The 24,279-nt window shown below is 66.7% G+C and carries 25 protein-coding genes and 1 pseudogene; 6 read left to right on the forward strand and 20 right to left on the reverse strand.

Annotated elements, in window-relative coordinates; all coding sequences use genetic code 11:
* Nucleotides 1-2 precede the first annotated feature (2 nt).
* Together AC04L7_RS00365 and AC04L7_RS00370 are read left to right on the forward strand one after the other, a co-directional pair.
* A complete protein-coding gene (locus AC04L7_RS00365) occupies nucleotides 3-575 on the forward strand; it encodes a rhomboid family intramembrane serine protease (protein ID WP_475512357.1) in 573 nt (190 codons plus the stop codon).
* Between the two features lie 80 nt (nucleotides 576-655).
* On the forward strand, nucleotides 656-1,333 hold the full coding sequence (locus AC04L7_RS00370) for a hypothetical protein (RefSeq protein ID WP_475512358.1): 678 nt from the start codon (nucleotides 656-658) through the stop codon (nucleotides 1,331-1,333).
* A 144-nt stretch (nucleotides 1,334-1,477) separates the two neighbouring features.
* On the opposite strand, the gene AC04L7_RS00375 is transcribed toward AC04L7_RS00370, so the two are convergent.
* Complete coding sequence (locus AC04L7_RS00375) at nucleotides 1,478-1,681, reverse strand: hypothetical protein (RefSeq protein ID WP_435998197.1); 204 nt, start codon at nucleotides 1,679-1,681, stop codon at nucleotides 1,478-1,480.
* Between the two features lie 199 nt (nucleotides 1,682-1,880).
* Between AC04L7_RS00375 and AC04L7_RS00380 the strand changes: the two genes are divergently transcribed.
* The 3 genes from AC04L7_RS00380 (at nucleotide 1,881) to cfa (ending at nucleotide 4,213) form a co-directional block, all read left to right on the forward strand.
* A complete protein-coding gene (locus AC04L7_RS00380; protein WP_435998199.1) occupies nucleotides 1,881-2,174 on the forward strand; it encodes a GNAT family N-acetyltransferase in 294 nt (97 codons plus the stop codon).
* A gap of 66 nt (nucleotides 2,175-2,240) precedes the next feature.
* The gene (locus tag AC04L7_RS00385) at nucleotides 2,241-3,089 is read left to right on the forward strand and encodes a DUF3298 and DUF4163 domain-containing protein (RefSeq protein ID WP_435998201.1); all 849 of its coding nucleotides are present in this window, start codon (nucleotides 2,241-2,243) and stop codon (nucleotides 3,087-3,089) included.
* Between the two features lie 5 nt (nucleotides 3,090-3,094).
* On the forward strand, nucleotides 3,095-4,213 hold the full coding sequence (gene cfa / locus AC04L7_RS00390) for a cyclopropane fatty acyl phospholipid synthase (RefSeq protein ID WP_435998203.1): 1,119 nt from the start codon (nucleotides 3,095-3,097) through the stop codon (nucleotides 4,211-4,213).
* 63 nt (nucleotides 4,214-4,276) lie between these two features.
* On the opposite strand, the gene pilH is transcribed toward cfa, so the two are convergent.
* From pilH to purB, 12 genes are all read right to left on the reverse strand, one after another.
* Complete coding sequence (gene pilH, locus AC04L7_RS00395) at nucleotides 4,277-4,669, reverse strand: twitching motility response regulator PilH (protein WP_475512359.1); 393 nt, start codon at nucleotides 4,667-4,669, stop codon at nucleotides 4,277-4,279.
* A 102-nt stretch (nucleotides 4,670-4,771) separates the two neighbouring features.
* Nucleotides 4,772-5,770, reverse strand: coding sequence for a YhdH/YhfP family quinone oxidoreductase (locus tag AC04L7_RS00400; protein WP_435998205.1), 999 nt, complete (start codon nucleotides 5,768-5,770; stop codon nucleotides 4,772-4,774).
* 111 nt (nucleotides 5,771-5,881) lie between these two features.
* Nucleotides 5,882-6,175 carry a GIY-YIG nuclease family protein gene (locus tag AC04L7_RS00405; RefSeq protein WP_296278304.1) on the reverse strand — a complete coding sequence of 98 codons (294 nt, stop codon included), beginning with the start codon at nucleotides 6,173-6,175 and terminating at the stop codon, nucleotides 5,882-5,884.
* Nucleotides 6,176-6,439: 264 nt separating this feature from the next.
* Entirely contained in the window at nucleotides 6,440-7,033 is a 594-nt protein-coding gene (locus tag AC04L7_RS00410) for an LOG family protein (RefSeq protein WP_299342363.1), read from the reverse strand.
* A 97-nt stretch (nucleotides 7,034-7,130) separates the two neighbouring features.
* Nucleotides 7,131-8,567: a dihydrolipoyl dehydrogenase gene (gene lpdA, locus AC04L7_RS00415; protein ID WP_475512360.1), complete on the reverse strand. Its 1,437-nt coding sequence runs from the start codon at nucleotides 8,565-8,567 to the stop codon at nucleotides 7,131-7,133.
* Nucleotides 8,568-8,751: 184 nt separating this feature from the next.
* Nucleotides 8,752-9,978: a dihydrolipoyllysine-residue succinyltransferase gene (gene sucB, locus AC04L7_RS00420; protein WP_475512361.1), complete on the reverse strand. Its 1,227-nt coding sequence runs from the start codon at nucleotides 9,976-9,978 to the stop codon at nucleotides 8,752-8,754.
* Between the two features lie 45 nt (nucleotides 9,979-10,023).
* Nucleotides 10,024-12,852, reverse strand: a complete 2,829-nt coding sequence (locus AC04L7_RS00425) for a 2-oxoglutarate dehydrogenase E1 component (protein ID WP_435998212.1) — start codon at nucleotides 12,850-12,852, stop codon at nucleotides 10,024-10,026.
* A 180-nt stretch (nucleotides 12,853-13,032) separates the two neighbouring features.
* The gene (locus tag AC04L7_RS00430; RefSeq protein WP_435998214.1) at nucleotides 13,033-13,944 is read right to left on the reverse strand and encodes a GNAT family N-acetyltransferase; all 912 of its coding nucleotides are present in this window, start codon (nucleotides 13,942-13,944) and stop codon (nucleotides 13,033-13,035) included.
* Nucleotides 13,941-15,191 (reverse strand): ribosomal protein uL16 3-hydroxylase, encoded by a 1,251-nt coding sequence (locus AC04L7_RS00435; protein WP_475512362.1) that lies wholly within the window; start codon nucleotides 15,189-15,191, stop codon nucleotides 13,941-13,943. Before AC04L7_RS00435 ends, AC04L7_RS00430 begins: the two co-directional genes overlap by 4 nt.
* Nucleotides 15,192-15,276: 85 nt before the next feature.
* Entirely contained in the window at nucleotides 15,277-16,185 is a 909-nt protein-coding gene (gene bla, locus AC04L7_RS00440; RefSeq protein WP_435998218.1) for a subclass B3 metallo-beta-lactamase, read from the reverse strand.
* On the reverse strand, nucleotides 16,182-16,580 hold the full coding sequence (locus AC04L7_RS00445; protein ID WP_435998220.1) for a VOC family protein: 399 nt from the start codon (nucleotides 16,578-16,580) through the stop codon (nucleotides 16,182-16,184). The genes bla and AC04L7_RS00445 overlap by 4 nt, the downstream gene beginning before the upstream one ends.
* A 22-nt stretch (nucleotides 16,581-16,602) precedes the next feature.
* The gene (purB, locus tag AC04L7_RS00450) at nucleotides 16,603-17,970 is read right to left on the reverse strand and encodes an adenylosuccinate lyase (RefSeq protein ID WP_435998222.1); all 1,368 of its coding nucleotides are present in this window, start codon (nucleotides 17,968-17,970) and stop codon (nucleotides 16,603-16,605) included.
* A 138-nt stretch (nucleotides 17,971-18,108) separates the two neighbouring features.
* On the opposite strand from purB, the gene AC04L7_RS00455 reads away from it, so the two are divergent.
* The gene (locus AC04L7_RS00455) at nucleotides 18,109-19,530 is read left to right on the forward strand and encodes a class II fumarate hydratase (protein WP_435998224.1); all 1,422 of its coding nucleotides are present in this window, start codon (nucleotides 18,109-18,111) and stop codon (nucleotides 19,528-19,530) included.
* Nucleotides 19,531-19,545: 15 nt separating this feature from the next.
* Here AC04L7_RS00455 and AC04L7_RS00460 read toward each other — a convergent pair whose 3' ends face one another.
* From AC04L7_RS00460 to AC04L7_RS00490, 7 genes and pseudogenes are all read right to left on the reverse strand, one after another.
* A complete protein-coding gene (locus tag AC04L7_RS00460) occupies nucleotides 19,546-19,935 on the reverse strand; it encodes a hypothetical protein (RefSeq protein WP_475512363.1) in 390 nt (129 codons plus the stop codon).
* 99 nt (nucleotides 19,936-20,034) lie between these two features.
* Nucleotides 20,035-20,685, reverse strand: coding sequence for a DUF2884 family protein (locus AC04L7_RS00465; protein ID WP_435998228.1), 651 nt, complete (start codon nucleotides 20,683-20,685; stop codon nucleotides 20,035-20,037).
* 16 nt (nucleotides 20,686-20,701) lie between these two features.
* A complete protein-coding gene (locus AC04L7_RS00470) occupies nucleotides 20,702-21,538 on the reverse strand; it encodes a head GIN domain-containing protein (RefSeq protein ID WP_435998230.1) in 837 nt (278 codons plus the stop codon).
* A gap of 68 nt (nucleotides 21,539-21,606) precedes the next feature.
* Nucleotides 21,607-22,272 carry a hypothetical protein gene (locus AC04L7_RS00475; protein WP_296279875.1) on the reverse strand — a complete coding sequence of 222 codons (666 nt, stop codon included), beginning with the start codon at nucleotides 22,270-22,272 and terminating at the stop codon, nucleotides 21,607-21,609.
* A gap of 77 nt (nucleotides 22,273-22,349) precedes the next feature.
* Nucleotides 22,350-23,018 carry a YggN family protein gene (locus tag AC04L7_RS00480; protein ID WP_435998232.1) on the reverse strand — a complete coding sequence of 223 codons (669 nt, stop codon included), beginning with the start codon at nucleotides 23,016-23,018 and terminating at the stop codon, nucleotides 22,350-22,352.
* Between the two features lie 61 nt (nucleotides 23,019-23,079).
* The gene (locus AC04L7_RS00485) at nucleotides 23,080-24,078 is read right to left on the reverse strand and encodes an ABC transporter permease (RefSeq protein WP_435998234.1); all 999 of its coding nucleotides are present in this window, start codon (nucleotides 24,076-24,078) and stop codon (nucleotides 23,080-23,082) included.
* A pseudogene (locus AC04L7_RS00490) lies at nucleotides 24,075-24,279 on the reverse strand (ABC transporter ATP-binding protein); the annotation flags it as partial. The gene AC04L7_RS00485 and the pseudogene AC04L7_RS00490, both read right to left, overlap by 4 nt.

Here is a 24,279-nt window from a genome sequence, read left to right on the forward strand (position 1 = left end):
GCGTGGTGAGCCTCATCGCGCTGCGCACGCCATCGCTGTTGATGCGACTGATCCTGTGGCCGCCGGCCATCGATCGCCACCGCCAGTACGACCGGCTGGTGACGTATGGCTTCATCCACGCCGACATCTGGCACCTGTTCTTCAACATGTTCACGCTGTTCTTCTTCGGGCGCCAGATCGAAGGCTGGATGGCCGAGCAGAAGGGGCCGTGGGTTTTCCCGCTGTTCTACTTCTCGGCACTGGTGGTGTCGATCCTGCCGACCTACCTGAAGCACCAGAAGGACCCGAATTACCGCAGCCTGGGCGCGTCCGGTGCGGTGTCGGCGGTGCTGTTCGCCTTCATCCTGCTGGCCCCCTGGGCTACGATCGGGGTGTTCTTCATTCCCATGCCGGCCATCGTGTTCGCCGTGCTGTACATCGCCTACAGCATCTGGATGGACAAGCGCGGCGGCGACAACATCAACCATGGTGCCCACCTGGCGGGTGCCGCCTACGGGGTGCTTTTCCTGGTGGTGATGGATGCGGAGGTGGTGCAACACTTCCTGCAGGAGCTCTCGCGCCCGAGCTTCGGTTAAGCCGACTTTGCGGCTTTGCTCACCTGCATTGAAGGTGGGCCATGCTATCCCGGGGTCGTGTCCCACCCGTGGAGCCGCACATGGCGACCCGCAAAGCTGTAGCGAAAAAGRCAGTCAAGAAAGTCGCAGGCAAGGCAGCGTCCAGTAAGCGCGCAAGCAAGCCCGCAAGCAAGCCCGCAAAGAAGGTCCCGGCCAAGACCTCGGCCAGGACGGTGACGGCCAAGAAGACCGCGCCCGGGAAGGCTGCGACCAAGAAGGCAGCGACCAAGAAGGCCGCGAAGCAGTCGCCGACATCTCCGGCAACGAAGAAGGCGGCACCCAACGTAGCGAAGAAGACCACAGGCAGTGCCGCCCCGAAGAAAGCGGTCAAGCAGCCAGCCAGGAAGGCGGTTTCGAAGGCGGTGAAAAAGGTCGCCGCAACAACGGTAGCGCGGCGGACGCCGAGCGTACGCAAAGGGACGACAAAGAAGGCGACCGCGCGCAAACGTGCGCCCCGGAAGATTACCCCGGCGCAGGCGCTGGCCAACGCCCGGTCGCTGCTCGAGCAGAAGCAGGCGCATGATCGGCAGCCCGCGTCATGGCAGCAATTGGACCAGGATGGGCAGGGTGCCACGGCGGCAGCGGGCTTCGTATCGAACGAGGCGGCTGACAAGGCGATGGAACTGCATGCTGCGGAAAGCCGGCTCAAAGCGATCCAGGGCAGTGCAGGCACGCAGGATCGTCGCAACCAGGGCAAACGGGATCATCGCGGCGAATAGCCAACCGCGGCAGGAATTATGGGAGGGAATGTTTCGTTCTGCCTGCTTCGACGAAGCAGGTGGGACGGGACTCCGACGCGGCAGTCACACCCGAAGGCGGACCCCTGCGCCGCGCCGGAGCACCCGATGAAGAGGTGCGGCGACTCAGTCCACCAGGGAATGCACGGCGTGTACGCCCGCCTTCTCGCTGCCGGAGTAGGCCGACATCAAGCGCTCGTACACGGCGTTGTTGAGGCGTTCGAATTCCCACGCATCGGTATGGCCGGTCACCGTGAGCTGGAACAGACCTTCCAGCAGCGTGAAATCGTTGGCGTTGGAGACGTCGGGCAGTGTGTCGATCAGGCTCATGGCGAAACTCCGAGAGGCAGGTCTATGGTCCGTACCTCGCAGCAATCGTGCCAACGTCGAAACTGCGAATCCGATCACGCTCACTGGCGCTCCTCATGCCTTTCACAAGCATGAATGTGACGCGCTGCGTCCAGTTCTGCCACGGCGCCGGCTGGGCAGTGGGTCACAATGCCATTGAGCCCCTCACCACGGAGACGCCATGACCGACGACCTGCCTGCCTTCGACCTGCATCACGATGCGGACTCCCGCCGCTTTTCCACCCGCCTGGAGGGTCACGAAGCCGAACTCGTCTATTCCCTGCGGGACGGGCGCATGGTCATCGAGCACACGGGTGTGCCGGAGGCGATCGGCGGACGGGGGATCGCGGCCGAGCTGGTCAAGGCGGCTCTGGGCCATGCAAGGACACAGGGATGGCGCGTGGTGCCTGCGTGTTCCTATTCCGCCGCGTACGTCCAGCGGCATCCCGAGTACGCCGATCTGGTGGATGCCTGATCGTGATGGAGGCTGCACGGGCGCCGCCTTAGAATGATCGCCATCACACTCGGAAGGAGCCCGAACGTGTCACTCCCCCCCTCGTCACGCCACCTTTCCCCCCACGCGATCCTGGTTCTGGTCGCCGCACTCGCACTGGCGGCCTGCCAGCGCGAAACGCCGCCGGCACCCGACGCGGCCGGCGAACCGCCGTCTCCCGTGGCCGCGTCGGCGGCCACCGCCGGAGCGCCGGTCGAACTGAAGGATGTCATCGAAAGCAACGACCGGTATGTCATCGGCATCAGCTATCCCGCGGCCGTCAATCGCCATCCCGGGCTGGCGAAGGCGCTGTCGGACTACACGGCCGCCGAGCGCGCCGAACTGATGCAGGCCGTCGACGCCTTCGGCAACGACAAGCCGTCGGCACCCTACGAGCTTTCCCTGGCATTCGAGCAGGTAGTGGATACCCCGCAGATCGTCGCGGTGGCGGCGGATGGCAGCCGCTACACGGGCGGCGCACACGGCCAGCCGCTGATCGCGCGCTTCGTCTGGTTGCCGCAGCAGGACGCGCGCCTGACTGCGGCCGCGCTGATCCCGGGCGCCAAGGGCTGGCAGGCCGTCAGCGATTACGTCCGCGAACAGCTGCACACCGCCGTGGTGAACCGTGCCGACGAGGACGAACTCCCCCCGGTGGACCGCGCCGCCCTGATCAAGAGCACGTTCCGGATGATCGACGAAGGCACCGAGCCGGACGCTGCCAACTTCAGCGAATTCGTGCCGGTGCTGGATGCGGCAGGCCGCATCACGGCCCTTCGCTTCGTCTTCCCCCCCTACCAGGTGGGCCCGTATGCCGACGGTACACAGACGGTGGACGTGCCTGCTGCCTTGCTGCTGCCGCACGTCGCCCCGGCGTACGCGGAGCTCTTCGCGCGCTGACCGACATGCCGTACGCCCGCTTCGAGCGCAGGATCGCAAACCTGTTGGCCGGAGCGGATGTGCGGATCGGGGGCGACCGCCCCTGGGATATCCGGATCCACGATCCCCGCTTCCATGCCCGGGTGCTGGGGCAGGGGTCGCTGGGATTGGGCGAAAGCTACATGGACGGCTGGTGGGACAGCGCCTCGCTCGATGGTCTGCTGTTCCGCCTGCTTGCCGCCGGCGTGGACGAACAGGTGCACGGTGCAGGGGAGCTGTTCGATGCGCTGCGCGCCCGCCTGACCAACCTGCAGTCGCCGCATCGCAGTGGCGAAGTAGGGCGCCGCCATTACGACCTCGGCAACGATCTCTACGCCGCGATGCTGGGCCGCCGCCTGGTGTACAGCTGCGGCTACTGGCGCGACGCCACCGATCTCGACGCAGCGCAGGAAGCGAAGCTGGATCTGGTCTGCCGCAAGCTCCGCCTGCTGCCCGGCATGCGGGTGCTCGACATCGGCTGTGGCTGGGGTGAAGCGCTCAAGTTCGCCGTGCAGCGCTATGGCGTGGAAGGCGTGGGGATCACGGTCTCCAGGGAGCAGGCGGCGTATGCCCGGCAGCTGTGCGCCGGATTGCCGGTCGAGATCCGCCTGCAGGACTATCGGGCGCTGCGCGAGCCCTTCGACGCGGCGTTCTCGCTGGGCATGTTCGAACACGTGGGAGTGAAGAACTACGCCACCTATTTCGACGTCGTTCGCCGTTGCCTGCCGCCGGAAGGCCTGTTCCTGCTGCATACCATCGGGGGAAACCGATCGGTGCAACGGACAGATCCCTGGATCGCGCGGTACATCTTCCCCAATTCCATGCTGCCATCGGCGGCGCAGGTAGCCGCGGCGGCGGAAGGACGGCTCGTCATCGAGGACTGGCACAACTTCGGCGCCGACTACGACCGGACGCTGCAGGCGTGGCGGGACAACGTGGAATCGGCCTGGGCATCGCTGGCCACGCGTTACGACGCCCGCTTCCGCCGGATGTGGCGGTTCTACCTGGCCGCGTCCATGGCCACGTTCCGCAGCCGCCGCTCGCAGCTGTGGCAGCTGGTGCTTTCGCCACGCGGCGTACCTGGCGGTTACATCGCGCCACGTTGAGCGGACACGCAAACGAAAAGAGCAGGCCGGGGCCTGCTCTTCAGCGTGCGGTAGCGACCGGCGTCAGGCGKAGGGCGCGGAAGGCAGTTCGCGCGCGTTGAAGATGCGCTCGATGACCTCGGCCAGTTCGTCTTCCGAGAACGGCTTGGTCAGATAGGCCTTGGCGCCCTGGCGAAGGCCCCACATGCGGTCCGTATCCTGGTCCTTGGTGGTCACCAGGATCACCGGAATGTGCTTGGTGGTGGCCTCGCGGCTCAGCGTGCGCGTGGCCTGGAACCCGTTGAGGTTCGGCATCACCACGTCCATCAGCACCATGTCGGGCAGCTCGCGCTTGGCGACTTCCACGCCCGCGGCGCCGTCCTCGGCGGTGATGGATTCGTGCCCCAGTTTCTCGACGATGCGCTGGATGCCCAGCAGTTGCGACGGTGAATCGTCGACGATCAGAATCTTTGCCATGGATGTCCCCAGTGTTCCCCGACACCGATTTTAGACCTTGTCCGTGACAACACAATGGGCTGGGCGGCCAACGGACAACGTCCGTCGCGCCGCCGATGCCGTTCATCCCATTCGTACCAGCGTGCGTCCGAACGAGCGCCCGTCCAGCATGGTGCGGAACACCTCCGGCAACCCTTCCAGCGTGGTTTCGCGGGTGCAGATGGTCTCCAGGTGCCGCGGCTTCCAGTCGCTGGCGAGGTGCTGCCAGACCTGTTCGCGAATGTCGCGCGCGGTGCCGGCCGATGCCACGCCGAGCAGCGATACGCCCCGAATTATGAAGGGCATCACAGTTATGGGCAGGTCGGCACTCGCGGCAAGACCGGCGCTCGCCACGTTGCCATACGGCGTGGTCTGCGCCAGCAGGCTGGCGAGCATGGGGCCACCGACGTTGTCGAGTCCGCCGCCGAAGCGCGCGGATTCCATCGGGCGCGCCGTCGCGAGCGCATCGCGACCCAGTACCTCGGTGGCGCCGATCGACGTCAGGTAGGCCGCGTTCTCGGGCTTGCCACTGATGGCGTGCACCTCGAACCCGGCCCTGCTGAAGATATCGACGGCCAGTGAGCCGACGCCGCCGGTGGCACCGGTGACCGCGAGCGGACCGAGATCGGGCGTCTGGCGGTTTTCCCGCATGCGATACAGCGCCAGTGCGGCCGTGAACCCTGCCGTGCCCAGGATCATGCTTTCGCGCAGGCTCAGGCCGGTGGGCAGGGGAATGACCCACTTGGCATCGAGACGCGCGTAGTCGGCGTAGCCGCCGTCGCGGGTTTCGCTGAGTCCCGACCCGGTCACCAGTACCGCATCGCCCTCCTTGAAGGCGGGATCGGTGGAGGCCACCACGTGGCCGGCCACGTCGATGCCGCCGACCAGCGGGAAGCGACGCAGGATCTTGCCTTCGCCTGTGCCGGCGAGCGCATCCTTGTAGTTGACCGATGAGTAGGCGGTCTTGATGACCACTTCACCCGGATTCAATCCGTCGAGCGCGATGGCTTCAATGCCGCTGCGGTAGCCGGTGTCGTCGTTGTGGATGCGGAAGGCTTTGAAGGCGTTGGAAGGCAGGGTCATGCGTGTGCTCCGTCATCCCGGCGAAAGCCGGGACCCAGTGACCTGGATTTTGCGGTCATTGCCGGATAAATGCCAAAGCGTCGACATGCGACTTTGGTCAGCCATGCGGGCTCATGCGATTCCGCCATACAGGTCAAGCCAGTACGGATTCGTGTCCTCGATGAGCCTGAGTTTCCATTCGCGCTTCCACTCTTTCAGGGCTTTCTCCCGCGCGATGGCAGACGGCATCGTGTCGTGCGACTCGTACCAGACCAACGTGTGGACGCGGTAGCGGCGAGTGAAGCCTGAGACCTGGTCGTTCTTGTGCTGCCAAACGCGTGAAGCCAGATCGGAGGTAACGCCGATATAGAGCGTTCCATTGCGTTGGCTCGCTAGGATGTAAACGCAGGGATTGCGCTGTCGCATCGGGCACTCCTTGCCCTGTTTGGTCCCGACGCGATCCTGCTCTCTTGCACGTTTCACTTTCAAGTGAGAGTCGCTGGGTCCCGGCTTTCGCCGGGATGACGGCATACAAAGCATCCGTCCAGGCCGACAGGCTCGACGCTGGAGCGACAGTGGACTGGTTCTCTGCCTGCGATCTCTCCCGTCATCCCGGCGAAAGCCGGGATCCAGTGACTGATCAGGTCAACCCGGACGGCAGATCAATTCACTTCGAAAAGAGCGCTCCGCTCAACGCAACGACTTGCGCCGTTTCTCGTCCATCCACTTGTCCGCCTGCGCCGGCGAATAGGCGCGCATCCAGGCGACCATCGCATCGAGGTCGTCGCCGTGCCAGAGGTCGTTGCGCTGTTCCGGGTGCAGGAAGCGCTCTTCGACCATGCGGTCGATCATGCCCATCAGCGGTGTATAGAAACCTTCGACATCGAGGAAGGCGCAGGGCTTGTCGCCGATGCCGAGCTGGCGCCAGGTCAGCATTTCGAACATCTCGTCCAGCGTGCCGAAACCGCCGGGCAGGGCGACGAAGGCGTCGGACAGGTCGAACATGCGCTTCTTGCGCTCGTGCATGTTGGCCACCACCTCCAGACGGGTCAGGCCCTTGTGCGCCACTTCCCAGTTAACCAGCTGCTCGGGGATCACGCCGGTGACCTCGCCGCCAGCGGCGAGCACCGCGTCGGCCACGATGCCCATCAGTCCGACGTTGCCGCCGCCGTAGACCAGCTGCAGTCCCTCCTTGGCGATGCGGTCGCCCAGCGCGATGGCGCGCTCGGTGTAAGCCGGCTTGTTGCCGGCGTTGGAGCCGCAGTAGACGCAAATGCTCTTCATGTCGGGTGTCCTGTGTTGCCTGTTGTCTGAAACGCAAAACGCCAGGCTTCGCCTGGCGCATGCGGATCACGGCGACGGCCTCGCCGCCGTGCGGGCCTCAATTGGCCTTGTGGATCGCGCGCTTGTGCACGGCCATCGCGGCATCGTGCACCGCTTCCGACAGCGACGGGTGCGCATGGCAGATGCGGGCCAGATCGTCCGCGGAGCCCTTGAACTCCATGGTGAGCACGCCTTCGTGCACCAGCTCGGACACGTTGGCGCCGACCAGGTGCATGCCCAGCACGCGATCGGTTTCTGCGTCCGCGATGACCTTCACGAAGCCGCTCGGCTCCGCCATCGCCACGGCGCGGCMCACGGCGGCAAACGGGAAGGAGCCGGCCTTGTACGCCACGCCCTCGGCCTTGAGCTGCTGTTCGGTCTTGCCCACCCAGGCGATCTCGGGAGAGGTGTAGATGACCCACGGAATGGTGTCGAAGTTGACATGCCCCGGCAGGCCGGCGATCAGCTCGGCGACCGCGATGCCTTCCTCGAAGCCCTTGTGCGCCAGCATCGGTCCGCGCACGCAATCGCCGATCGCCCACACGCCGTCGACGCCGGTGTGGCAGTGGGCGTCCACTTCCACCTGGCCGCGTTCGTTGAGCTTGACGCCGGTGCCCTCGGCCAGCAGGCCCTTGCTCGCGGCGCGGCGGCCCACCGCGACAAGTAGCTTGTCTACGGTCAGCGTCTTCTCGCCTTCGGCGTCGCTGTAGGTGACCACGACTTCCTTCTTCTTGCCCTTGCCCGTGACTTCGGTCTTCGACACCTTGGCGCCAAGACGGATATCGAGGCCCTGCTTCTTGAACTCGCGCGCGGCGACTTTCGACACTTCACTGTCGGCGACGGCAAGGAAATCGGGCAGGGCTTCGAGGATGGTGACCTCGGAGCCGAGACGCTTCCACACGCTGCCCAGTTCCAGGCCGATCACGCCGGCGCCGATCACGGCGAGGCGCTTCGGCACTTCGGTGAAGTCCAGCGCGCCGACGTTGTCGACGATGGTCTCGCCATCGAACTTGGCGAACGGCAGTTCGATCGAATCCGAACCGGCGGCGATGATGACGTTGGTGCCCTTGAGCTCCACGTCGCTGCCGTCGTGCTGCTTCACCTTGACGACGTTGCCCGGCTGCAGCTGGCCGAAGCCGTAGTAGGCCGTCACCTTGTTGGCCTTGAACAACTGCGCGATGCCGCCGGTGAACTGCTTCACGATCGCGTCCTTGCGGCCGACCATGGTGCCGACGTCGATCTTCGCGTCCTTGACGCTGATCCCGTGCTGCTCGAACTGGTGGGTCAGGTTGTGGTACTGGTGCGAGGAATCCAGCAGCGCCTTGGAGGGGATGCAGCCCACGCGCAGGCAGGTACCGCCGAGCGCGGGCTTGCCGTCCTTGCCCAGCGCGGCGTCGATGCACGCGACCTTCATGCCCAGCTGTGCGGCGCGGATGGCGGCGTGGTAGCCGGCGGGACCGGCACCGATGACGACGACGTCGAATTGTTCAGCCATTTCAGTGTCCTTTGCCTTTCCCTTCTCCCCTCGGGAGAAGGTGCCCGAAGGGCGGATGAGGGGCGATGGAGTGGGAGACTCCAAATCAGAGGTGAGGCTGCCGCGTTTTGTCGCGAGGCCAGAGGGCGTGACTCCGTTGCCCCTCACCCCAACCCCTCTCCCGATGGGAGAGGGGCTAGGTGCATCACATGCCGAGAAGCATGCGGTGCGGGTTTTCCAGCTGGTTCTTGATGTCGACCAGGAACWGCACCGCGTCCTTGCCGTCGATGATGCGGTGGTCGTASGASAGCGCGAKGTACATCATCGGCGCGGCAATGACCTGGCCGTTCTCGACGATGGCGCGGTCCTTGATGGCGTGCATGCCCAGGATGGCGCTCTGCGGCGGATTGACGATCGGCGTGGACATCAACGAACCGAAGGTGCCGCCGTTGGTGATCGTGAAGGTGCCGCCCTGCAGGTCTTCCAGGCCCAGCTTGCCGTCGCGCGCCTTCTTGGCGTAATCGGCGATGCCCTTCTCGATGTCGCCGAAGCCCATGCGCTCGACATTGCGCAGCACCGGCGTGACCAGGCCCTTCTCGGTGGAGACGGCGATCGAGATGTCGGCATAGCCGTGGTAGATGATGTCGTTGCCATCGACCGACGCATTGACGATCGGGTGGCGCTGCAGCGCGTTGGCGGCGGCCTTGGCGAAGAAGCTCATGAAGCCGAGCTTGATGCCGTTGGCCTTCACGAAGTCGTCCTGCAGTTCCTTGCGCATCTCCATGACCTTGCCCAGGTTGACCTCGTTGAACGAGGTCAGCATGGCGATGGAGTTCTTGGACTGCATCAGGCGCTCGGCGATGCGGGTGCGGATGCGGGTCATCGGCACGCGCTCTTCGGGACGCGCGCCACCGGACACGCCCGCGGTCTTGCCGCTGGCGTAGTTGACCAGGTCTTCCTTGGTCACGGCGCCGCGGCGACCGGTGCCTTCCACGGCGGCCGGATCGATGCCCTGGGTGATGGCGGTGAAGCGCGCACCCGGCGGCAGCGCGTCGGCGCCGGCCGGGGCAGGCTTGGTGCTGGACGGTGCAGCGGCGTCGGCCTTGGCGGCTTCGGCCTTCGGCTGTACTTCCTGGGCGCCAGCGGCCGGCTTCTTCTCTTCGGCGGCGGCGGGAGCGGGCGCAGCGGCGGCCGCACCTTCCTCGATGATCGCCAGCAGCTGCTGGCTGGTCACCGTGTCGCCTTCCTTGAACTTGATTTCCTTCAGCACGCCGTCGACGGGCGAGGGGACTTCCAGCACGACCTTGTCGGTCTCCAGATCCATCAGGTTCTCGTCGCGCTTGACCGCGTCGCCGGCCTTCTTGTGCCATGCGGCGATGGTGGCATCGGAGACGGACTCGGGCAGAACCGGAACTTTGACTTCAGTGGCCATGGGATGGGACGTCCTGGTGATGGTGTTCGATGAAGAAGGGAGGGCTCATTCGGCGACGTTGTCGTTGCCGAGCTTGTTGACCAGTGCGTCGGCGACCAGCTTCAGCTGTTCCTCGACGTGCTCGGCGAAATGGCCGGCGGCGGGCGAGGGCGAACGCGTACGGCCTGCATAATGCAGCGACTGCTTGTCGGTGAGGCAGGCCTGCAGGTGGTGCTTGATCTGGTACCACGCGCCCTGGTTCTGCGGTTCTTCCTGGCACCACACGACTTCGGTGGCCTTGCCGTAGCGCTTGAGCTCGGCGGCCAGTTGCTCGCGCGGGAACGGATAAAGCTGCTCTACGCGCACCAGCGCCACGTCGTCCTGGCCGCGCTTCTGCGCATCTTCCAGCAGGTCGTAATAGACCTTGCCCGAACATACGACGACGCGCTTGACCTTCTTGGCGTCGGCGGTGGCGTCGGGGATCAGGTGCTGGAACTCGCCATTGGCCAGTTCGTCCAGCGTGGACACGGCCAGCTTGTGGCGAAGCAGCGACTTCGGCGTCATCACCACCAGCGGCTTGCGGGTGGTCATGCGCATCTGCCGGCGCAGCATGTGGTACGCCTGCGCGGGCGTGGTCGGCACGCAGACCAGCATGTTCTCGAGCGCGCACAGCTGCAGGAAGCGCTCCAGGCGTGCGGAACTGTGTTCCGGKCCCTGGCCCTCGTAGCCGTGCGGCAGCAGCAGCGTCAGGCCGCTGATGCGGCCCCACTTGGCCTCGCCGGCGGCGATGAACTGGTCGATGACCACCTGTGCGCCGTTCGCGAAGTCGCCGAACTGCGCTTCCCAGATGCACAGCGTGTTGGGATCGGTGGTCGAGAAGCCGTATTCGAAGGCCATCACCGCTTCTTCGCTCAGCAGCGAGTCGATGATGGTGGCCTGCTCGGGCTGTTCCACCAGCTGGCGCAGCGGCAGGTAATAGCTGTCGGTCTTCTGGTCGTGCAGGATCGCGTGGCGATGGAAGAACGTGCCGCGCCCAGCGTCCTGGCCCACCAGGCGCAGGCCGTTGCCTTCGGCCAGCAGCGTCGCGTAGGCGAGGTTCTCGGCGAAGCCCCAGTCCGCGGGTTGCTCGCCGGCGGCCATCTTCACGCGGTCTTCGTAGATCTTGGCCACGCGCGGGTGCAGGGCGACGCCAGCGGGAATCGTGGTGATGATCTTGGCCAGCGAATCGAGGGACTTGCGCTTGACCTTGGTATCGACCGGATCGCTGAGCTTGCCGGAGAGGTACTTGGACCAGTCGATCGCCAGCTCGTCGTCCTTCTGCTTGGCGAGTTCGGTGGTGTATTCGCCCGAGTCCAGCTTGTCGCGATAGGCGTCGGCCAGCGCCTTGCCGCCTTCGGCCGGGATGACGCCGGCGCCTTCCAGCTTGGCGGCGTACATCTCGCGCGTGGTCGCGTGCTTGCGGATGGTCTGGTACATCACCGGCTGGGTCGCGGCCGGCTCATCGGCTTCGTTGTGCCCGTGGCGGCGGTAGCACACCAGGTCGATGACCACGTCCTTCTTGAACTGCTGGCGGAAGTCGTAGGCCAGCTGCGCCACGAACACCACCGCTTCCGGGTCGTCGCCATTCACGTGGAAGACCGGTGCGCCGACCATCTTGGCGACGTCGGTGCAGTACAGCGTGGAGCGCGCATCTTCCTTGTTGCTGGTGGTGAAGCCGATCTGGTTGTTGATGACGATGTGCAGCGTGCCGCCGACGGCGAATCCGCGCGCCTGCGACATCTGGAACAGCTCCATCACCACGCCCTGGCCGGCGAACGCGGCGTCGCCGTGCATGATGATCGGCARCACCGCCTGGCGTGCGGCGTCGTTGCGGCGCTCCTGGCGCGAACGGACGCTGCCGGCCACGACCGGGTCGACGATCTCGAGGTGCGACGGGTTGAACGCGAGCGCCAGGTGGACCGGGCCGCCCGGCGTGGCGATGTCGGCGGAGAAGCCCATGTGGTACTTCACGTCGCCGGCGTGCGCCAGGTTGTTGTCGTGTTCGAACTTGCCCTCGAACTCGTCGAAGAGCTTGCGCGGGCTCTTGCCCAGCGTGTTGACCAGCACATTGAGGCGGCCGCGGTGGGCCATGCCGACCACGATGTCCTTGACCCCGCCTTCGCCGGCACTGCGGATCATGGTGTCGAGCAGCGGGATGAGCGCATCGCCGCCTTCCAGCGAGAAGCGCTTCTGGCCCACGTACTTGGTGTGCAGGTAGCGCTCGAGGCCTTCGGCCGCGGTCAGGCGCTCCAGGGTGCGGCGCTTGGCGTCGTCGGACAGGCCGAACTGGCCGCCGGCGGTCTCCAGCCGCTGGTACAGCCACTGGCGCTGGTCGACTTCCGAGATATGCATGAACTCGACGCCGATGGGGCCGGTGTAGGCCGCCTTCAGGCGCGCCAGCAGGTCGCGGAGTTTCATGCGCGAGTTGCCGCCGACGTTGCCGGTGCTGAATTCGCTGTCGAGGTCCTTGTCGGACAGGTTGTGGAAGGACAGGTCCAGGTCCGGGGGATTGACCGGCGGGGTCAGGCCGAGCGGGTCCAACTGGGCCCCCAGGTGGCCGCGCGACCGGTACGCCGTGATGAGGCGGCCGATGTTGCGCTCACGTTCATCGCCGCCGGCGGCGACGACATGCCCGTTGTTGGCAGCCTGGCGGGCGGCCTCGGTGATCTGCTGGATCACGACCGAATGCGGGACATCCCCCGCCTCGTGGCCCTTGAATCCGTCGAAGTAGGCCTTCCACTTGGGGCCCACGCTGTCCGGGGCGACGAGATACTGCTCGTACAGGTCTTCGACGTAGGAGGCATTGCCTCCGTTGAGCTGCGAGGATTGCGCGAACTGCTTCAGGAGATTGTCCACGATGGGGTTCGGTGGGGTAGTCGAGGGGCGCTTGCGGTCCATGTCGCGCGATGTCCCACGGACATGGACGAAAACCCGGAAATTATACCCCCATGCCGGGAAGGGGGCGTAACCGGATTGGACTAAAGACGCAGGGTGCGGGCCGCTGGCGCTGCCGGATGCGACCGCATGCGCAGCGTGCTAGAGGCCCAGCGCGCGATATTCGCTGACGGGCCGCGAACGCTCCCAGATCTGCGAGAACTCCTCGCGCAGCTGGCGTGCACGGCCGGCATGCGCCAGCCCGGCCTCACCGTCGAAGCGATGCCCGAGCGGCCGGAAGTAGTACCCGTGGTCGTCGTTGGCGACGAACGCGGCGGTGTAGGGCAGGTCGACGGGATCCTGCACTTCGCGGAACGAGAACACGCTGGGCAGTCGTTGCCCCAGGGCGATCAGCGGCGCCAGTGCCCGCTGCGGCGTGGCCGCATCCTGCAGCAGCAGCTGCACGTGGGCGCCTGTCTGGCGCGTGGCGAGGCGGCGCAGGCCCTCGACGACCGTCGGTGCGTCCCACAGCCCCGGATCCAGCGCCCGGCTGTAGACCACCAGGCCGCGGCGCGCCTGCGCGATCACGGCCGTGGTGATGGCCACGGCTTCAGCGCGCCGGGTGATGCGGGCGGCGCCCGCCACCACACGGCGCATGGTCTGGTGTTCGATGCCGGCTTCGAGGAAGCGCTCGCCCTCCGGCACGAAGCCATGGCGCGCATAGAACGCCTCGGCGGAAACCTGGGCGTGCAACGACACATCGGGCCACTGCCGCTGACGGGCCTCGTCCAGAAGGGCGCCCAGCAGGGCATCGCCGACGCCGCGCCCACGCCATGCCGCCAGGACGGCCATGCGGCCGATGCGGTGCGCTGGCGTCAACCGCGCCGTGCCGATGGGGGTGCCGGAGGCATCGCGGGCGAGCACGTGGTAGCTGAGCGGGTCCATCGCATCCCGCTCGAGATCGCGCGGCACCTGCTGTTCCTGGACGAACACCACGTCCCTGACCTGGTGGACCAGGCGGGCGTCGGTGGCGTAGTCGACCGGTGCGACGCGGTAGTCCCCGGCGGCGTTCATGCGTCCTCGTCCCCGGTGTCCGGATCGTCATCCCCGAACGCGAGCTGATAATGGCCCTGCGCCGCCAATCCCATCACCGCATCGCGCGCGTCCTCGCTGAGTGCACCGTAGGTAGCGCCGTCCAGGCTCTCGAGGCCTGCCAACTGCTGGGCTTCCCTGACCGGCAGCACGTAATCCACCCCATTGCAGAACAGGGTGGCGCCCTTGCTGCGCCGACGCCATGCGAATCGCGAGAACGGGTGGCGCAGCAGGTGCGCGCCGCGCTGCAGGTCCCATTCCATCTCGATGCGCGAGGGCGCATCCGGAGGCGGCATGACATCGCCCGAAGCACGGTAGGTGGTGATGAAGCGGCCGAACCAGTCGCCGACCAGGTCGGGATCGTTCATGCGCAAGGCGTTGAGGGCCTCGACTGCGCGCGCCATCGCGCGAGCATCGATTTCGTTGGGATCCTGCGGCACGGTCAGGTCTTCGTCGTGGTAGCGCACGGCCTCGTCCGCTTCTGCGATCAGCGTGTCCAGATAGTCGCCGATCAGTTCGGCCGACGACGGGGCGCGCATGCCCACCGAGAAGGTCAGGCACGGGTTCTCGGCCACGCCGTGGTGGGGGACCAGCGGCGGCAGGTACAGCATGTCGCCGGGTGAAAGCACCCATTCGTGGGTGGGTTTGAACGTGCGCAGCAGCTTGATCGCCACGTCCTCCTGGAAACCCAGGTCCGGCGCGGGTTGCCCCATCGCCACGCGGGCGTCGATCGCCCAGCGGCGCTCGCCCTGGGCCTGCAGCAGGAACACGTCATAGTGATCCACGTGCGCGCCGACCGAACCGCCGGTGGCCGCGAAGCTGATCATGATGTCGTCCACCCGCCAGCGCGGCAGGAAGCGGAACTGCTSCAGCAGCGCTCGTACGTCGGCGTCCCACTTGTCCACGTCCTGCACCAGCAGGGTCCAGTCGTGGTCGGGCAGTCCGGGGAAATCCTCTTCCTGGAACGGGCCCGTGCGGACATCCCACGCGCCGGTGGCGCGGTCCAGGCTGATCATCCGCGCCAGCACGCCGTCTTCGCAGGCCAGGCCGGCGAGATCCTCCGGTTGCACCGGGGTCTCGAAGCCGGGGAATGCGTTGCGGATCAGCAGCGGACGCTTGTGCCAGTAGTCGCGCAGGAAGCGCTCGGCCGGCATGCCGAGGGGATGGTCACGGGTGGCGTCGACTTCGAACGGAAGCGAGGCGGCGCGGGAGAGCGTCTTCTTGGTCATGGGGTCGTGTTCGCGGGGCGATGCGCCGGGCAGGAAGGGGGAAGGGCAGCGTCACCGATCGCGCCACCTGCGACATTGATGCCGGTCAAGGCCGCGCCGGCGTTCCGCTGGCGGCTTCGTCGGCCAGGCGCTTGTCCAGGCGTTCGGAGGCTTTCCGCGCGTACACCCGGCAGGCGTCGCGGTCCACGAGGGGCGCGTTCGCTCGCGGCCCGATCCTTGACCACAGCTGGCTGGCGGAGGGATGCGGAGTGACCAGAATGTCGCAGTCGAGGGCCGCGACCCGCGCAAGCGTGTCGCGGAACGCTGCTACGTAACCGGGATGCGCTGCGTCGTCGCTGTAACGGTACACGTCGTCGGAGATCGCGGTCAGGCTGTCGGCATAGACCATCTGCCGGCAGTCGTCGCCCTCGCACGAACGCCAGGTCCAGCTCGTCCCCCCCGGCGTGTGCCCCGGTGTGGGAACGGCCTGCAGGGCGAGCGGACCGACGCGCACGACGCCGTCATCCGCGACGACGACCACCTTTCTGACCGGTGCGAACGGGTCCAGTACCTCGTGTTGCGGATCGTTGCGGTCGCTGGCGCCGCGCTTCAGCGTGGCGACGGCAGGCGCGCGTGCGTACACGGGTGCGCCCGTGGCCTCCTGCAGCTCGGCCAGACTGCCGGCATGGTCGAAATGCTCGTGGGAGAACACGATGGCGCGCACGTCCGCCGGCTCGAAGCCGAGGGCACGGATGTTGGCGAGGATCTGTGGAGCGGCCTGCGGCGTGGCGGCATCGATGAGGACATGGCCTTCGTCCGAGGTCAGCAGCAGGGCACTGATCCCGCACGTGCCCACGTACCAAGTGTTGCCGTACACCTTCAGGGGCGTGGCCGGCTCGTTCCAGCCTGCGTCGTCTTCACAGGCCTTTACGGGGGGGCGAGCATCCGCGGCGACGGCGGCGAGAGGGAGCGCGAGGGCAAGCAGCCCGCCAGCGAAGAGGCAGCGAAGGGTCATGTGGCGATCTCGTCGTAGCCGCGGTTGACGAACTGCAGCAGGCACCAGCCGTGGCCCCAGGGATCGGCCAGGCGGACGATGCGGCCCCAGTTCGCGTCGCGGATGTCGGTTTCCTGCACCAGTCCGGCCTCCAGGGCACGGTCGAGGGCAGGCTCTAGATGGTCCACCACCACGTCCAGGTGCACGGGCGTCCAGTGGCGGGCGTAGTCGCGGCGCGCGTCCGCGGCGGCAATGCTGCCGGACGGATGCTGCAGCACGTAGATCGGGGCCTGTGCGCCCAGCAGTTCGACACCCCCGGCGCCGAAGCGGCGGCCGGCGGTGAGCCCGAAGACGCGCGTGTACAGCGCCTCGGCGGCAGGCAGGTCGGGAACGTCGATGTTGATCAGCAGGTGCATCGCCGTTCCCTTTGCCGGTGCATCAGATGTCGCGTGCGAGGCGTTCGGCCAGGCCGGTATAGCGGCTTGGCGTCATGTCGCGCAGGCGCTGCTTGTCGTCGGGCGGCAGGTCGAGCGATTCGACGAACGCACGCATCGAGTCGGCGGTGATGCCCTGGCCGCGCGTCAACGCCTTCAGCTGTTCGTACGGATTCGGCAGGCCGTGACGACGCATGACGGTCTGCACGGCTTCGGCCAGCACTTCCCACGCCGCATCGAGGTCGGCATCCAGGCGCTGCGGATTCACTTCCAGCTTGCCCAGGCCCTTGGCCAGCGAATCCAGCGCGACCTGCGTGTGACCGAAGGCGGTACCCAGGGCACGCAGTACGGTGGAGTCGGTGAGGTCGCGCTGCCAGCGGCTGATCGGCAGCTTGGCGCTGAAATGTTCGAACAGCGCATTGGCGATGCCGAAGTTGCCTTCCGCGTTCTCGAAGTCGATCGGGTTGACCTTGTGCGGCATGGTGGAACTGCCGACTTCGCCTTCCTTGAGCCGCTGCTTGAAATAGCCCAGCGAGATGTAGCCCCAGACGTCGCGCGCCAGATCGATCAGGACAGTGTTGGCGCGGCGCGCGGCATCGCCGATCTCGGCGACGTTGTCGTGCGGCTCGATCTGGGTGGTGTACGGGTTGAACACCAGGCCCAGGCCTTCGACGAAGCGCTGCGCGAATGCCGGCCAGTCGACGTCGGGATAGCTGGCCACGTGCGCGTTGTAATTGCCGACCGCCCCATTGATCTTGCCGGTCAGTTCCACCGCGGCGATCTGCGTGCGCTGGCGCTCAAGGCGGGCGACGACGTTGGCGATCTCCTTGCCCAGCGTGGTCGGCGAGGCGGTCTGGCCGTGCGTGCGCGACAGCATCGGCTGCGCCGCCTGCGCATGGGCCAGCGCGCGCAGCGTCGCGGCAACGCCATCCAGCGCGGGCAGCAGCACGTCGCGGCGCGCCTGTTCCAGCATCAGCCCGTAGGACAGGTTGTTGATGTCTTCGCTGGTGCAGGCGAAATGGACGAATTCCAGCGCCGGCGCGAGTTCGGCATCGTCCTTCAGCTGCTCCTTGATGAAGTACTCCACCGCCTTGACGTCATGGTTGGTGGTGCGTTCGATCTCCTTCACGCGCGCCGCATGCGCCACGCTGAAGCCGTCCGCCAATGCGCGCAGCTTCGTCGTCGCGGCGGCCGAGAACGCCGGCAGCTCGGTGATGCCCCCTTCGGCACCCAGCGCCAGCAGCCATTCCACCTCGACCTTCACGCGGGCGCGGATCAGGCCGTACTCGGAGAAGATCGGGCGCAGCGCGTCGACCTTGCCGGCATAGCGGCCATCGAGCGGGGACAGGGCGAGCAGGGACGAATCCGACATGGGCGCGGGTGGGCTTGAAAGGGAGCGTTCCATTTTACCCCGGGAAGGCGACGAACCGGCCTGGCGTATCCTGTGGGCCCGCCAGCCGCCGGTCCCGCACCGGCGAGCACGCCGTGAAATCCTCGCAGGAGACGGTCGATGACCAGCAAGAAGTCGGCGGGCCGCACCCGCATCGAGCACGACAGCATGGGCGAACTGCAGGTTCCTGCGGACGCGCTCTGGGGTGCCCAGACGCAGCGTGCGGTGCAGAACTTCCCGATCTCCGGCCGGCCGATGCCGCGCGGCTTCATCCGCGCACTGGGTCTGGTCAAGGGCGCTGCCGCCGAGGTGAATGCGGGCCTGGGCCTGTTGCCGAAGGGCATCGCGGCGACGGTGCAGATGGCGGCGCAGGCCGTGGCCGCCGGCGAGCACGACGCGCATTTTCCCATTGATGTGTACCAGACGGGCTCGGGCACCTCCTCCAACATGAATGCGAACGAGGTGATCGCCACGCTCGCCTCGCGCGCCGGCAGGGCGGCCGTGCATCCGAACGACCACGTCAACCTGGGGCAGAGTTCCAATGACGTCATTCCGACCGCGCTGCGCGTTGCGGCGCAACTCGCGGTGATGGAAGACCTGCTGCCCGCGATCAAGCACTTGCGCAAGACCATCGATGCGCGCGGCAGGACGCTGGCCAGGGTGGTCAAGATCGGCCGCACGCACCTGATGGACGCGATGCCGCTCACCTTCGGCCAGGAATTCTCGGCCTGGTCCGCGCAACTGTCGTCCGCCCAGGCCCGCATCGAAGACACATTGAAGCGGGTGCGCCGCCTGCCGCTGGGCGGCACCGCGATCGGGACGGGCATCAATGCCGACGCCCGGTTTGGTGCCCGGGTCGCCAAAGTCCTGTCCACCCGCACCCGCACGCGGTTCGAGAGCGCCGCCAACAAGTTCGAAGGTCTCGCGGCGCAGGACGATGCGGTCGAACTGTCCGGCCAACTCAGTGCGCTGGCGGTGGCCTTGACCAAGATCGCCAACGATCTGCGCTGGATGAACTCCGGGCCGCTCGCCGGCCTCGGCGAAGTGGAGTTGCCGGCACTGCAGCCGGGCAGTTCGATCATGCCGGGCAAAGTCAACCCGGTGATTCCCGAAGCCACGGTGATGGTCTGTGCCCAGGTGATGGGCTACCACACGGCGATCACGGTCGCCGGCCAGACCGGCAACTTCCAGCTCAACGTCACCCTGCCGCTCATCGCCAACAATCTGCTGGATGGCATCCAGCTGTTGTCGAACGTTTCCCGACTGCTGGCGGACGACTGCATCGCCGGCATCACGGTACGGACCGACCGCGTGCGGGAGGCGTTGGATCGCAATCCGATCCTGGTGACTGCGTTGAATCCGGTGATCGGTTACGAGAAGGGCGCAGCCATCGCCAAACAGGCCTACAAGCAGAACCGGGCGGTGCTGGACGTCGCGCGCGAGGTCACCGGCCTACCGGAAAAGACGCTCAAGCGGCTGCTGGATCCCGCCGTGCTCGCCAAGGGTGGCATCCATGGCAAGCCGGGTGCGGGAGGCGGCTGATCCGCGGGCCGTGGATCACTCGCGCGGCGGCCATTCRCCGGGGACCCGCTTGCCCATGAGCATCGCCAGGGCACCCTCACACATCTGCCGTTTCTGCTCAGGCGTCCCGGTGTCCAGGCGCCCCAGGCGCTGCGACAGCGTGCGTGCACGGTAGGTCGCCAGCGTATCGGCCGGGCCGAATTCCGCCAGCGTAAGCAGGCGTCCGCGCTCGATCTGGTCCTGACGGCCATTGACATACCGGAAGTACGCGGGCGCGGCGCGCGCCAGGTAAGTTTCATCCATGAGGGCGCACTTCTCGATCATCACCGGCATCGCGAACGTGGCCACGTAGGCGATGTGGTCCTGAAACGCTTGCTCGCGCGCAGGATCTGGCACATCCGCCGCCCGCGCGGGGGCTATCGTCATCAGTGTCGCCAGCAGGATCGGGTACGCACACTTCATGGATGGCCTCGCACGGGCGTGTCGGCGTGGGGGAGGGTGGACGACGCGACCACCGGCGCAGCATCAGGGGGAAGGAGCTTCCGCCGGCTCGGCGGCGGCCGCATCCGCTTCCTGGGCTGCATTGCCTTGGGTGGCCTTGACCGCCTGGCCGATGGCGCGCCCCACGTCCTTGCCCGCTTCGTGGCTATCGTTGTGCGAAGTGCGGCACTCGGTCACGTCGTCGGGTTCCATGCTCGCGTAGGGCGTGAAGGCCGGCAACGCTGCGGCGAGATCCTGCTGCGCCTTGTACAGGCCGGGCAGGCGATCGCAGATCTTCATGGCTTCCGCTTCGACCTTCTTGGCTTCGGCTTCCATCTGTTGGTCGATCTGGTCCGGATTGCCACTGAAGATGCCACGCACGGCCGCGCCGACCGCCTTGCCGGCCAGTTTGGCGCCTTCCCTGCCGGTGGCGATGCCGGCATCGGCGATACCGCCCAGTTCGCGGTGATAGGCGACCAGCAGTGCGCGCTGCTGATCGTTCACCGGCACGGCCTTGCCGTCCACGATGAAATCTCCCTTCGCCGATACTTCCGCCCGGGGATGTCCGGTCGCGTCGAGCTTCACGTTCTGCCCCCAGAGCGCATTCGAGCTCGCCGTGCCGTCGCTGGGGTCACGGTCTGGCGAGCACGCGGCGAGCAGGAGCACGGATAGGGCGAGTGCGGGCATACGGGTCATGTTCGTTCCTCAGGTATCAACGTCGCTTGGGAAGATCGAGAGCGCCTTTCACGCCCTCATGGTCGATGTCGCCGCTGCCTATCGAGCGCACGGTCAATCCACCGCTTGCATTGCGCACTTCGACGCCGCCCGATCCCACCGAGTCCACCGCGATGTCGCCGGCGATGTCGCGGAGTTCGGCACCGCCGGAACCGATCGAGCCGATCTCGACGCTGCCGCCGTACGACAGGCTGAAACCCCCCGAGCCGATGCTGCCCACCTTGGCGACCCCCTTGATGGCCTCCGCCTCCACCTGGCCAGAACCGATCGATACGACGTTGAGGCTGCCGGCTCCATGGAGCTCGATGCTGCCCGAGCCCACCGAAGCGGCGGCCAGGCCGCGCGTGTTGCGGCCCACCGCGTGGCCTGAGCCCACATCCGCGCTGAATACCGGCGCGCCGGTAACGGTGGCTTCGCCGGAGCCGACCTTGACCTGTACCGTCAGGTGGTCGGGCAGGGTGGCTGTGAGGTTCATGTACGCGTAGTTGCTGCCGAAGGATAGGCCACTGAAACGGCCTTCCTGATACATGCGCACGATCAGCTTGTCGCCGGAGCGACGCTGTTCCAGCTTCAGGCGATCCAGCCGGTCGGCATGGCTGCTGCACGCCCTGCCCGTCATGGCGGCGGGGGCACCCGCGCGCGATGTAACGGTGAGGTCGTGGGGGCCGACGTCGAACACCACGGTCCGAGCATCGCCGACGTCGAGCGTGAGCTGGCGCGGAGCTTCGTGCTTGCAGTAGCGATCCGAGGCCAGGCTGGGCGCAGACAGGGTCAGCAGGCCAAGGAGGGGAATGGTGAGCGACGCGATACGCATGAGGGAGTTTCCGGAATCAAACCGAGGGAGGCATCGGCGGCCTGGACGCGGGTGCAGGCCGCAGGCCGTCATCGCGATGCGAACGTCTGGCGGATGTCCTTCTCGCAGTCCTCGGCATCGTCGACGTCCAGCGTCGCGTAGGGGCGGAACGCCGGGAGGCTTGCGGACAGCCGCTGCTGGCTGTCCCGGAGCGCGGGCAGGCTGCGGCAGATCCGGCGGACGCCGGGTTCGACGGTCTCGCTGACGGCTTTCTCGATCCGGCGTTCCAGGTTCCCGGTCATCGCGCCGAACAGCAGGCTGAACACACCGCGGTCCACTGCCTCCAGCGCGACCTCCGCGCTGCGTTCACCGATGTCGATCCCGGCTTTTGCGATGTCGATCACCTGGCGTCGGTAAAGCAGCAGGTCGCGACGCTGCCGCTCGTCGATGGCGACAGGCTTGCCCTCGATCAGGAAGTCGCCTCGGGGCGTGATTTCCGCTTTCAGCAAGGCGCGATCAGCATCGGAAGCGCGCTTGTCGGACTTGCCGAAATGGACATGGGCGCCGAGCTCCAGGTTGTCGGTTTCCAGTTCGCGACGGGCAGCGGCGAGTTCCGCCCGCACTTCCTTACGTGCGTCGGCGAGGTCCGCGCTGATCTCGTCGCGGACAGGCGTGTCCTTGGCGGACGCTGCGGGGGCGGCGAACGGTAGCAGGAGGGTCAGCAACAGCGGCATGACGACGGGGTGGAGGCGCATGTCGGGTTCTCCGCGTGGGGACGCTGGATGGAAGGGGAAATCGGATGCCCCGCGATGCGGGGCACCGCGCGCGGTGCTCAGAAGGACCAGGTACCGTCGCCGTTGGCGTCTGCGCAGTCGTCGACGTCGGATTGGTCCATGTTGGCGTAGGGCTTGAACTCGGGGACCGCAGCGGCGAGCGCCTGCTGCGCAGCCAGCAGGCCCGGCATGCGCGTGCAGAGTTGCGCGACCATCGGCTTGATCTTCGCCTTGGCCTGCTCGCCGACCTGCTGCCCAATCTCGTCGCCGGACTGCCCGGCGAGCACGCCTTTCAGCGCCGAGGCGGCGGCATCGATACCGACGCGCGCGCCTTCCATGCCGATGGCCATGCCGTCGCCGACCACCCCCAGAAGCTCCTTGCGATATGCCAGAACGAGTGCCTTCTGTTCCGGCGTGGTGGCGATCTGCTTGCCTTCGATCAGCAGTTCGCCTGCGGGGGTTATCTCCGCCTTCGGCTGTGATTCGCTCTCGTTGCGGTTCAGCGACAGGTTTTCGCGGGCCAGGCGATCGCGTGCGTCGGCGATTTCCTGCCGCGCCTTCTCCATTTCCTTGCTGGCGTCGCCCAGGCCCTTGGCGACCTCTCCCATCGCCTCGGCTGCAATGCCGGTGGGAGCGTTGCCTTGCTTGTCCTGCGCCGGTTGGCAGGCCGTCAGCAGGAGGGCCGTGGCGATGCAGGCGCCCTGGATCAGGTGAACACGATTGCGCATGGGAAATCCTCGTTCTGCGGAAAGGGACGGGCGGCGGCAGGGGGCGCCGCCCGGAGCAGGCTTATTCGCTTTCGCGCCAGCGGCGCAGGTAGATCGCGCCGACAATCAGGGCGACGCCGATCACCGCACCGATCCACAGGTCCGCCGTGGCGAAGGCGTGCCAACTGCGCGTCAGGTCGATGGCATTGGCCAGTTCGTCCGGCGAGTTGAAGTTGGCATGCGGGTTGGCGGCACCACCGGGCAGGGTGGGGAACCAGGCACCCGGGATCACGCTCGCCAGTCCGCGGTAGACGACGGTGTACCAGATCAGGTCGTGGCGGACCTCCAGGCCCGGCAGGATGTCGGTCATGCTGATGATCACGCAGGCCAGTACCGGCACCAGCACCGCCCACAGGAACGGCTTGCTGCGCGACCAGGCCGAGCAGAACATCAGCCAGCCGACCGCGGGCAACGCCCAGAACACATAGACGGGCAGCGAGGCCAGCACCCCACCGATGATGCGCAGCGGATGCGAGTGGGTGAACACCGCGCCGCCAGCGGGCAGGCCGTTGATCGAAATGGTCAGGGCCGAAATCAGCCACATCGCCAGGCCGATCAGGATGCCCACGCCCACGGCCAGCAGCGGTGCCAGCAAGAGTGCCCAAGCCAGCTTGGACAACACCATGTGCGTATCGGAGACCGGCAACGATTTCCAGAACAGCACGCTGCGGTCGCGGCGGTCGTCGTACAGCGTGCCCAGCGCGTAGAAGAACACCACGAACGCCAGYACCACGCAGGCCAGGATCACGCCGCCCAGCAGCATGCCATCACCGATGCCGCCGACGATCTGGTACGCCTTCTCCGGCGCTTCCTCGATGCTGAAACCGCCGCCGTTGATTTCACCCCGTGCCGCGATGCTGCCGATGACCGCCAGGATCAGGTTGAGCACCACGAAGATGCCGCCGGTGATGACCGGTGCCCAGAAGAAACCGCCTCGGTTCTCCCAGAACTCGCGCTTCAGCAGCCACGTGAACGCGCCCGGCTTGGAGGATTTGCCCAATGTCGAAGTCACGGCGTTCATGCGTAGGTTCCTTTCATGATGGCGACGAACAGGTCGGCCAAGCCAGGGGTGCGTGTTTCGCCGAGGGCGGCGAGGTGGCCCTTCGGTACGCCGTCGAACAGCAGCACGGTCTTGCCGAAGGGCAGGGCGCGCTCGTCGATCGGCTTCAGGGCGCGCGCCTGCTCCACTGCGTCGCCGCTGACCAGCAGCTCGGTGTAGCGC

It is taken from the genome of Pseudoxanthomonas sp. LjRoot204_2 (genome assembly GCF_056175765.1).